Here is a 9876-nt window from a genome sequence, read left to right as displayed (position 1 = left end):
CGCTGGACCGTGCTCAGGCCCCGGTCACCCACGAGGGCAGCTCGGTCCCGGAGATCCACTCCTCCTCGCACGCCTGCTGGGTGGAGACCGTGTGCGCCCGCGCCGAGCAGTCCCGGTACCGGATCAACTGGTCGTTGAACACCACCGAGACCGCGATCATCGCGACGGACACCACGATCCCCGCCACACCCACCGCCATGCTGGCCAGCGCCATCGGGGCCTGGGAGCGGTTGCGCCGGGCGGCCCGCCGCGCCTGGATGCCCTGGACCAGGCCGAACGCGGACAGCACCCCGCCGTAGGGCGGCAGGAACAACCCGGCCACCCCGAAGATCAGGCCCCACAGCCCACCACGTTCGAAGCCGGGGCGGTCGTCCTCGGAAAGCGGCTCCGGGCGATTGTCGGTCAAGGTTCCACTCCTTCGAGGGGCACCCCCGACGGGGGCCCGCGTCACACTGCGCCTTGAAGCGGAGGGTATCGGCCGCCGCCGACGCCCGGACGGGTCGGGGCCGGTCGGAGGTCCACGTCACACGCCGCTCCCAAGGACACCTCTCGTGGGTCCGACGCTACCCGGCCCGATAGGGTGTCGGTGCGGACGGGCCCTCGCACGGCCCAGGCCCGGGATCTGTACCGGGCGTACGCGTTTTCCGGATGCTGCGCCGTCCCCCGGTGCCCCCGGAGTACGGGAGAGGACTCCCGCACCGTTCTCTAGTACATGGGAGAAGCATTGTCCGCGCGAGTGGTGGTACTCATATCGGGTACGGGCAGCAACATGGCCGCCCTCCTGGACGCGGCGAAGGACCCGGCCTACGGGGCCGAGATCGTCGCCGTCGGTGCCGACCGCGAGGGGACCCGGGGCATCGAACTGGCCCACGAGGCCGGCGTGCCCGTGTTCACCGTCCCCTTCCGCGACTACGCCGACCGCGCCCGCTGGAACGCCGACCTCGCCGAACGCATCGGGGAGTACCGCCCCGACCTGGTGGTCTCCGCCGGGTTCATGCGCATCCTCGGGCCCGAGGTCGTCGGCGAGCACGCCGCCGTGAACATCCACCCGGCGCTCCTGCCCTCCTTCCCCGGCGCTCACGCGGTGCGTGACGCGCTCGCCCACGGTGTCCGCATCACCGGCACCACCATCCACTTCCTCGACGAGGGCGTCGACTCCGGGCCGATCATCGACCAGGTGGCGGTCCCCGTCGAGGACGACGATGACGAGTCCAGCCTCCACGAGCGCATCAAGGCCGTGGAGCGGCGCATGCTGGTCGACACGGTCGGCCGCCTGTCCCGCGAGGGCTGGACCATCGACGGCAGGAAGGTGCGGTTCGGCCGGGCCGACCGTACCGAGCAGAGCGTCGCGGAGGCGACCGAACCGAAGGAGGACCGGTGACCCAGCAGGCCATCCGGCGTGCGTTGATCAGCGTGTACGACAAGACCGGTCTGGAGGCGCTGGGCGCGGGCCTGGCCGCGGCCGGGGTGGAGATCGTCTCCACCGGCTCCACCGCCGCGCGGCTGAGCGACGCGGGCGTCCCCGTCACCCGTGTCGAGGACGTCACCGGCTTCCCCGAGATCATGGGCGGCCGCGTCAAGACCCTCCACCCGTCCGTGCACGCCGGACTCCTCGCCGACCAGAACAACCCCGACCACGTGTCCCAGATCGAGGACCTGGGCATCGCCCCCTTCGACCTGGTCGTGGTCAACCTCTACCCGTTCCGCGAGACCGTCGCCTCGGGCGCCTCCGAGGCGGAGTGCGTCGAGCAGATCGACATCGGCGGCCCCGCGATGGTGCGCGCCTCCGCCAAGAACCACTCCAGCGTCGCCATCGTCGTCGACCCCGCGTCCTACGGCTCCGTCCTGGAGGCGGTCCACGGCGGCGGGTTCACCCTGGAGCAGCGCAAGCGCCTGGCCGGGCTGGCGTTCCAGCACACCGCCGCCTACGACGCGGCCGTCGCCGGGTGGTTCTCCGACACCTACGCCCCCGACGCCGAGGCCGCCCGGACCTCCTGGCCGGACTTCCGCGCCGCCGTCCACACCCGCAAGGCCGTCCTGCGCTACGGGGAGAACCCGCACCAGGACGCCGCCCTGTACGTTCCGGCGGGCGTGCCCGAGCACGGCCTGGCCGGTGCCGAGCAGCTGCACGGCAAGGCCATGTCGTTCAACAACTACGTGGACACCGACGCCGCCGTGCGCGCCGCCCACGACTTCGACGACCCCTGCGTCGCCATCATCAAGCACGCCAACCCGTGCGGCATCGCCGTGGGCGCCGACAACGCCGAGGCCCACCGCAAGGCGCACGCCGCCGACCCGGTGTCGGCGTTCGGCGGGGTCATCGCCACCAACCGCCCGGTGGGCGAGGAACTGGCCGCGCAGGTCTCGGAGATCTTCACCGAGGTCGTGGCCGCCCCCGGGTTCGAGCCCGCCGCCCTGGACATCCTCACCCGCAAGAAGAACATCCGCCTGCTCAAGGTCGGGGCGGCCACCGGCCCCGCGGTGGAGACCCGGCAGATCAGCGGCGGCCTGCTCGCCCAGTCGGTCGACCGCATCGACGCCCCGGGCGACGACCCGGCCGGCTGGACCCTGGCCACCGGCGAGCCCGCCGACGAGGCGACCCTGGCCGACCTGGTCTTCGCCTGGCGCGCGGTGCGCGCGGTCAAGTCCAACGCCATCCTGCTCGCCACCGACGGCGCCACCGTCGGCGTCGGCATGGGCCAGGTCAACCGGGTCGACTCCGCGCGCCTGGCGGTGTCCCGGGCCGGAGCGCGGGTGGCGGGGTCGGTCGCGGCCAGCGACGCGTTCTTCCCCTTCCCCGACGGTCTGGAGATCCTCACCGAGGCCGGGGTGCGCGCGGTCGTGCAGCCCGGCGGCTCGGTCCGCGACGAGGAGGTCATCGCGGCCGCCAAGGCGGCCGGGGTCACCATGTACCTGACCGGCACCCGGCACTTCTTCCACTAGGAGACCCAGGCATGAGCGCGATCGTTCTGGACGGCAAGGCCGTCGCCACGTCCATCCGTGAGGACCTCACCGAGCGGGTGGCGCGCCTGCACGCCCGGGGCATCACCCCCGGGCTGGGCACCGTCCTGGTCGGCGACGACCCGGGCAGCCACTCCTACGTGCGCGGCAAGCACCGCGACTGCGCGCAGGTGGGCATCGCGAGCATCCGCCGCGACCTGCCCGAGAACGCCACCCAGGAGGAGGTGGAGCAGGCCGTCCGCGAACTCAACGAGGACCCGGCCTGCACCGGATACATCGTGCAGCTGCCGCTGCCGCGGGGCCTGGACGAGAACCGGGTGCTGGGGCTGATCGACCCCGCCAAGGACGCCGACGGGCTCCAGCCCTCCAACCTCGGCAAACTGGTGCTGATGCAGGAGGCGCCGCTGCCCTGCACCCCGCGCGGCATCGTCGAGCTGCTCAACCGCTACGACGTCCCGCTCAAGGGCGCCGAGGTGGTCGTGATCGGCCGCGGGGTCACCGTGGGCCGGCCGCTGGGGCTGCTGCTGACCCGCCGGTCGGAGAACGCCACCGTCACCCTGTGCCACACCGGCACCCGCGACCTCGCCGAGCACACCCGCCGCGCCGACATCATCGTCGCCGGCGCCGGGGTGCCCGGGCTCATCACCAAGGACATGGTGCGCCCCGGCGCGGCCGTGCTGGACGTCGGTGTCTCGCGCACCGAGAACGGTCTGGTCGGCGACGTGGTCCCGGACGTGGCCGAGGTCGCCGGGCACCTCTCGCCCAACCCCGGCGGGGTGGGCCCGATGACCCGCGCGATGCTGCTGGTCAACGTGGTCGAGGCCGCCGAACGCCAGGCCGCCGCGCGGTAGCCGCGGAGGTACCGGTACGGGGCGGTGGTCCGGAGGGACCGCCGCCCCGTGCCTTTGCGGGCCCTTGCTCCTCCCGGGCCGTCGTCCGCCACCGCTCTCCCGTCGCCCGCCACCGCCCTCAACGGATGATGGTGCCTCGCCGGGTGGTGTGACTCCTTCCGGCCCCGTTCCCACGGATACGCGGCGGCGGCGCTTCCACCCGGGTCACCGTGCCGACAGGGCACGATGGCCGTCCGGCACCGACCGACCATCGCGGCGAACCGTAAAGACGCACCCGCGCGAAAGTCACGCCGCTTCAGGGGACATGACCCAACGGGCGGCCTGTGGCCGCGGTCTGCTTCGGACCGGGCTTCGGGCGCCCCCACGGTCGGGGACCCTCGCCGTGCCTTCAGCCCGCGGCGCGCTGGGTGCGGTGGCCGACCGGCAGCGGGCGCACCAGGCCCAGGGCGACCACCTCGTTGGCCAGCCGGGTGCGCCGGTTCTGGCCCTCGGGGATGCGGAACTTCTGGTACAGCCGCAACAGGTGCTGCTTGACCGCCGCCTCGGTCACCACCAGGGCCTCGGCGATGTCGCGGGCGGTCGCCGGGGCGACGAACGCCTCCTCCGACAGTGCGGGCTGGCACAGTGCCGTCAGCACGTCCAGCTCCCGGCGGGTCAGCTCGGGGGAGGCGCTGCGGCGCAGTTCCACGTCCGGGCTGATCTGCTCCTGGGGCAGGCCGCCGACCCGGCAGCGGGCGGTGCCGAAACTCACCACGTCGCCCTCCTCCAGGACACGGCGGGCGATGGGCCGGCCGTTCACCCGGGTGCCGTTGCGGGACAGGCCCATGTCCACCACGTACACGTAGGGGCCGCGCCGGACCAGCTCGGCGTGCAGGAGCGAGACGCTGGGGTCGTCGAGGCGGATGTCGGCGCCCTCACCGCGGCCGACCGTGGTGACCTCGCCCGCGAGTTCACAGATCTCCCCGGACTCTTCGACCCGGAGATAGGGCCCGTCCACGGTGGCTCCTCCCGGACTCGGACAACGCTGCCGGTGGGTGTGCGGACGACGGTGGGGCCGAGGGGTCGTGGTTCGTGGGGTGGGCTTCATGGGGGTGGACCTCGCTCACCGGTGCACTCGTCTCCAGGTTGGTTACCCGGGTGCCGGGCGTTCTACGCGCTTACTCCGGAGTTAGGCGGATAAGGCGCGGAAATACGGCCATGTGGCCGAACCGGAAGCGGGAAACGGCCCCTACGGACTTCCGGCGGGCACCGGCCGTTACCGTGAGCCCTGAGGCGGCGGCGACACGGATCACTACAATGGCCCTGACTCTCCCGGTCCGAAAGCACGGTCGGCGACCGGAGCCACCTGGAACATGAGCCGTTCCGTCAGGGTGCTCCGTTTCGGACATCCGCGCGTCGACGCGTGGCCGGTCTGTGCCAGTTCCGGGTGGGAGATCGTGGACCAGGCGATACGGAGCGCGGTGAACAGGGTGGAGCTGGCGGAGTTGTCGGACACGGACGAGGGGACGCCCGCACCGCAGGAGCGCGCGGTCCCGACCTGGCTCGTCCAGGTGCCCTACGTCCTCGTGCTGTCCGCACTGGCCGCGGGGATCGTCATCGTGGCCGCGGCCTACTTCAAGCGGGGGCCGGCGGTCATCGCGGGAGCCCTGCTGCTGGCCGCCGCCTTCCGGGCCTTCCTGCCCGCCGAGTGGATCGGCATGCTCGCCGTCCGCCGCCGCTGGGTCGATCTCGTCACGCTGATCACCATGGCGGTGCTGCTCATCGTGCTCGCGTGGGTGGCGCCGCAATTGTCATCGTAGGCGTCTAATAAGCTTGATATCGAGATACCGCGACACCGACGAGCCACCCCCTCCCCGGAGAGCACGGACCGGGCGGGATCAGGGGATCGCCGCGCGCGCGGACGCCGGCGCCCGGCCACGAGCCGGGTACCGCCCACCGCCGCACGAGGTGGTGGCGAAGACTGAAGGGACAGCCACACAGCCATGGCCAAGATCAAGGTCGAGAACCCCGTAGTCGAGCTCGATGGCGACGAGATGACCCGGATCATCTGGTCCTTCATCAAGGACCGCCTGATCCTGCCGTACCTCGACATCGACCTGAAGTACTACGACCTGGGCATCGAGGAGCGCGACCGCACCGATGACCAGATCACCGTCGACGCCGCCAACGCCATCAAGGAGCACGGCGTCGGCGTCAAGTGCGCCACCATCACCCCGGACGAGGCCCGGGTGGAGGAGTTCGGCCTGAAGAAGATGTGGCGGTCGCCCAACGGCACCATCCGCAACATCCTCGGCGGCGTCGTCTTCCGCGAGCCGATCATCTGTGAGAACGTGCCGCGCCTGGTCCCGGGCTGGACCAAGCCGATCATCATCGGCCGCCACGCCCACGGCGACCAGTACAAGGCCACCGACTTCAAGGTCCCCGGCCCCGGCACCGTCACCATGACCTACACCCCGGCCGACGGCAGCGAGCCGGTCGAGTTCGAGGTCGCCAACTTCCCCGAGGCCGGCGGCGTGGCCATGGGCATGTACAACTTCCGCAAGTCCATCGAGGACTTCGCGCGGGCCAGCCTCAACTACGGCCTGGACCGGAACTACCCGGTCTACATGTCCACCAAGAACACGATCCTCAAGGCCTACGACGGCATGTTCAAGGACGTGTTCCAGGAGATCTTCGAGGCCGAGTTCAAGGAGCAGTTCGACAAGGCCGGTCTCACCTACGAGCACCGCCTCATCGACGACATGGTCGCCTCCGCGCTCAAGTGGGAGGGCGGCTACGTCTGGGCCTGCAAGAACTACGACGGCGACGTCCAGTCCGACACCGTCGCGCAGGGCTTCGGCTCCCTGGGCCTGATGACCTCCGTGCTGCGCACCGCGGACGGCCGCACCGTCGAGGCGGAGGCCGCGCACGGCACCGTCACCCGCCACTACCGGCAGCACCAGCAGGGCAAGCCCACCTCCACCAACCCGATCGCCTCCATCTTCGCGTGGACCCGCGGTCTGGAGCACCGGGCCAAGCTGGACAACACCCCCAAGCTGCTGGAGTTCGCCAACACCCTTGAGGACGTCGTCATCAAGACCGTCGAGGGCGGCCAGATGACCAAGGACCTCGCCATCCTGGTCGGGGCCGACCAGGAGTGGCTGACCACCGAGCAGTTCCTCGCCGCCCTGGACGAGAACCTGTCCAAGCGCCTGGCCTAGGGGCAGCGCTCACCCTGGCCCTCCGCTTCGCTTCGGGCCGGGGCTCGGACGCCCCCATGGGCGGGAAACCTCGGCTCCTTCGTTAATGTCCTCGTTCCTCTGACATCTCCCACGGAGCCTCCGGAACCCCGCCGGGCGCCTGAGCCGGGCGTCCTGAGCCGACGCCGCCGGTGATCTCCGCCACGTCCGGCCGCCCCCGCGAGGGGCGGCCGGACGCTTTGTGTGACAGCACCGGCACTCTCGATGAAATTCCTCGGCGTGTTTCCCCGATTCTGCGGACATCGGGCTCCCCGGGGTGGAATGATGAACGCATCGGGTCACGGAGCCGGTGCGACATAGGACACGTGAACTCGATTCGCACCTTGTGCGAACTTTGACTTACAGTGGAGTCACGCCGGTGAGAACCGGCAGGCCAGAGCGGGTTTCACCGCTCAGGCCCCACGAGCCGACGTGCCGGCCGTGCGCCCGCTGGGGGGTAGGCGCGCACAGTACGGAACGTCACGAAGAAGGGCCCGGTGCTTCGGCACCGGGCCCTTCGCCTTTCCCCACCGGGGAGGCCGGGCGCCCTCCGTCCGGCGGTGCCTGCGACGGCCCTGCCCGCCCGACGCGAAGGCCCCGCCGTCGACCGTGCGAAGCCGGGCCCTGCACCCCGGGTCCCGGGGCGCCCGAGGGGGGTCAGTCCTGGAAGGCGCTCTCGGGGATCGGCTCGCCCTCCTGCATCGCCGCGAACATCTCCTGGGAGAGGGCCTCGTCCCACTGGACCACCGAGCCCACGTCCGGCAGCGTCGGGGTGGCGTCCACCGGGATCGCGGTCGTCCGCGTGCCGCCCCGCATGGCCAGCAGCAGCGTGGCCAGGTGGCGCAGCCTGTCGTCCTCGTCGACCATGAACATGTCCGTGCCCTCCAGCACCAGCGGCACCGACCGGAAGGGGTTGAACAGCGTGCCCGGCGCACTGGTCTTCTCCACCAGCGCGGAGAAGAACTCCCGCTGACGGGCGATCCGGTCCAGGTCGGCGCGCGGAGTGGCGCGGGTGCGCACGTAGCCGAGCGCGGTGCCGCCGTCCATCGTCTGGCAGCCCGCCTCGATGTCCAGGCCCGCCTTGGGGTCCTCCATCGGCTCCTCGGGGCACAGCTCCACGCCGCCGACGGCGTCGACCAGGCCGACGAACCCGCCCATGCCGATCTCCACGTAGTGGTCCACCCGCACGCCCGAGGCCTGCTCGAAGGTCCGCACCAGCGGCGCCGGACCGCCGCAGACCTCCTCGCCCTCGTCGTCGGTGCCGCAGACGGCGTCGGCGAAGGCCGTGTTGATCTTGTTGGGCGCGTAGCCGGGGATGGCCAACTCCACGTAGGAGTCGCGGGGGACGCTGACGATGGTGGGCTCGGCGTCGTCGGTGTCGGGGATGTACAGCAGCATGATCGTGTCCGTGCGGCGGCCCTCGGCCCGGCCGGTGGACAGCTCCTGGATCTGGTCGTCGTCCAGCCCCTCGCGGCTGTCGGAGCCGACGATCATGTACACCTCGCCGTCCTGGCGGTCGGGGCGGCCCTCGTAGTCCTGGAGGGCGTCGACCCGTTGCAGGCGCGCGTTGGCCCACAGGTAGAACCAGGTGGGCAGCACCAGCACCGCGGCCAGCAGCACCACCAGGGTCACCACGGTCACGTTGCGGGCTTTGCGGGCCGTCCTCTCGCGGCGGCGCCGGGTGCGGCCGGTGCCGTCGTACTCGCGTCCGGCGTGGTGGGTGCGCCGCTTCGGGCGCTCGGACCGCAGCGGGGGGACGTCGTCGTCGGCGGCGGGCATCCGCCGGGTCTCGCCGACGACCCGCTGCTCCGACTCCCGGCCCCGGTACAGCTTCTCGAACGCGTCGGCCCCGTCCCCGGCGCCCTTGCGCCGGAAGACGCCCGGTCTGTCGTGCTCACCGGTCGGGTCTGAGCCCTCCGGGTGCCGTCGGTCTGCCATCGAACCGCCCATCTCCTCCGCGACGCAGAAGGTCCGTGATCACGGCCTCCACTGTGTGGGATCGCAGAAAGAGTAGCGGGGTTCGATGAATCGCCCCCGATCCTGGACCGGGGGACGTCCCGGAGGGGATTCGGGGGCGGGGACGGCGGCCGCGGGCCGTCCCGTGCCCGAACGGCGGGTCAGCGCAGCCGGTGCGCCCCCGCGGCCGGGAGCGCCGAACGCACCCGCGGCGCCGCCAGGCCCCGGCCGGTGAACGCCTCCTCCAGCGCGGCGCCGATGCCCGCCACCCGGTCGTCGGCGGTCAGGGCCAGGGAGGTGCCCGCCCAGCCGCTCATCCGCACCCCGCGCGCCCCCGCCCGCCCGGCGGTCTCCACCGCCAGCTCCACCTCGGGCAGCGGCAGCCCGAACCGGCGCAGCGACAGGTGCGAGGCCGTGAGGATCACGCCGACCTCCCCGAACCGCTCGGCGCGCAACAGGCCCACCACCGCGTTCAGCCGGTGCACCTCGGTCACCGCGTACTCCACCCGGCGGCGCTGGGCGGGGGAGGGCAGCCGGGACAGCGCGGCGGGCAGGTCGCGGACGGACCGCAGCGGGCCCAGGGCCTTCTCGGCGCGCTCCAGGTCGGCGGCGTACCCGGGCCGGGGGTCGCGGCGGGGCAGCGCCCCGGTGTCCACCACCAGCAGGCACAGGCCCTCGGCGGCCGGGTCGAAGGGCAGCACGGTGGTGCCGCGGGTGCGCAGGTTGACCCGGACCGCGCAGCCGGGGCGGGCGGCCAGGGACACCCGCTGGTCCACGGTGTCGCCCTCCGGCGGCGGGCCCCCGGCAAGGTCGGCCAGGGCCAGCGCCACCGCCGCGCCCACCGCCCCGGAGTACCCCAGGGAGGCGTCGCCGGGCAGGTCCGAGCCGAG

Annotated in this window: 8 protein-coding genes and 1 pseudogene; 5 read left to right on the top strand and 4 right to left on the bottom strand. The window is 72.2% G+C overall.

Features of this window, described 5'->3' with window-relative positions:
- Positions 1–13: 13 nt before the first annotated feature.
- Positions 14–406 (bottom strand): DUF4190 domain-containing protein, encoded by a 393-nt coding sequence (locus QJS33_RS22370; protein ID WP_306370005.1) that lies wholly within the window; start codon positions 404–406, stop codon positions 14–16.
- A gap of 330 nt (positions 407–736) precedes the next feature.
- Between QJS33_RS22370 and purN the strand changes: the two genes are divergently transcribed.
- Genes purN through QJS33_RS22355 form a run of 3 tightly spaced genes read left to right on the top strand, consistent with a single transcriptional unit; the run spans position 737 to position 3812 of the window.
- Positions 737–1381, top strand: coding sequence for a phosphoribosylglycinamide formyltransferase (purN, locus tag QJS33_RS22365; protein ID WP_306370004.1), 645 nt, complete (start codon positions 737–739; stop codon positions 1379–1381).
- The gene (purH, locus tag QJS33_RS22360; RefSeq protein WP_306370003.1) at positions 1378–2943 is read left to right on the top strand and encodes a bifunctional phosphoribosylaminoimidazolecarboxamide formyltransferase/IMP cyclohydrolase; all 1566 of its coding nucleotides are present in this window, start codon (positions 1378–1380) and stop codon (positions 2941–2943) included. The genes purN and purH overlap by 4 nt, the downstream gene beginning before the upstream one ends.
- 11 nt (positions 2944–2954) lie before the next feature.
- On the top strand, positions 2955–3812 hold the full coding sequence (locus tag QJS33_RS22355) for a bifunctional methylenetetrahydrofolate dehydrogenase/methenyltetrahydrofolate cyclohydrolase (protein WP_306370002.1): 858 nt from the start codon (positions 2955–2957) through the stop codon (positions 3810–3812).
- 388 nt (positions 3813–4200) lie between these two features.
- Here the strand turns inward: QJS33_RS22355 and QJS33_RS22350 are convergent, their stop codons facing one another.
- The gene (locus QJS33_RS22350; RefSeq protein ID WP_306370001.1) at positions 4201–4809 is read right to left on the bottom strand and encodes an FHA domain-containing protein; all 609 of its coding nucleotides are present in this window, start codon (positions 4807–4809) and stop codon (positions 4201–4203) included.
- Between the two features lie 463 nt (positions 4810–5272).
- Between QJS33_RS22350 and QJS33_RS22345 the strand changes: the two genes are divergently transcribed.
- Both QJS33_RS22345 and QJS33_RS22340 read left to right on the top strand, forming a co-directional pair.
- Positions 5273–5611 carry a DUF3017 domain-containing protein gene (locus tag QJS33_RS22345; RefSeq protein WP_372339700.1) on the top strand — a complete coding sequence of 113 codons (339 nt, stop codon included), beginning with the start codon at positions 5273–5275 and terminating at the stop codon, positions 5609–5611.
- A gap of 183 nt (positions 5612–5794) precedes the next feature.
- Complete coding sequence (locus tag QJS33_RS22340; RefSeq protein ID WP_306370000.1) at positions 5795–7012, top strand: NADP-dependent isocitrate dehydrogenase; 1218 nt, start codon at positions 5795–5797, stop codon at positions 7010–7012.
- A 675-nt stretch (positions 7013–7687) separates the two neighbouring features.
- On the opposite strand, the gene QJS33_RS22335 is transcribed toward QJS33_RS22340, so the two are convergent.
- Positions 7688–8968: an LCP family protein gene (locus tag QJS33_RS22335; protein ID WP_306369999.1), complete on the bottom strand. Its 1281-nt coding sequence runs from the start codon at positions 8966–8968 to the stop codon at positions 7688–7690.
- A gap of 179 nt (positions 8969–9147) precedes the next feature.
- Positions 9148–9876, bottom strand: a pseudogene (locus QJS33_RS22330) (GHMP kinase); the annotation flags it as partial.

The sequence above is a fragment of the Nocardiopsis sp. CC223A genome (genome assembly GCF_030766825.1).
GTDB lineage: Bacteria > Actinomycetota > Actinomycetes > Streptosporangiales > Streptosporangiaceae > Nocardiopsis.
This window is presented reverse-complemented; position numbering and strand designations above follow the sequence as displayed.

Coding starts and splice junctions, on each gene's coding strand:
- QJS33_RS22355 (WP_306370002.1), top strand. CDS start 2,955: ATGAGCGCGATCGTTCTGGACGGCAAGGCCGTCGCCACGTCCATCCGT.
- QJS33_RS22340 (WP_306370000.1), top strand. CDS start 5,795: ATGGCCAAGATCAAGGTCGAGAACCCCGTAGTCGAGCTCGATGGCGAC.
- QJS33_RS22335 (WP_306369999.1), bottom strand. CDS start 8,968: ATGGCAGACCGACGGCACCCGGAGGGCTCAGACCCGACCGGTGAGCAC.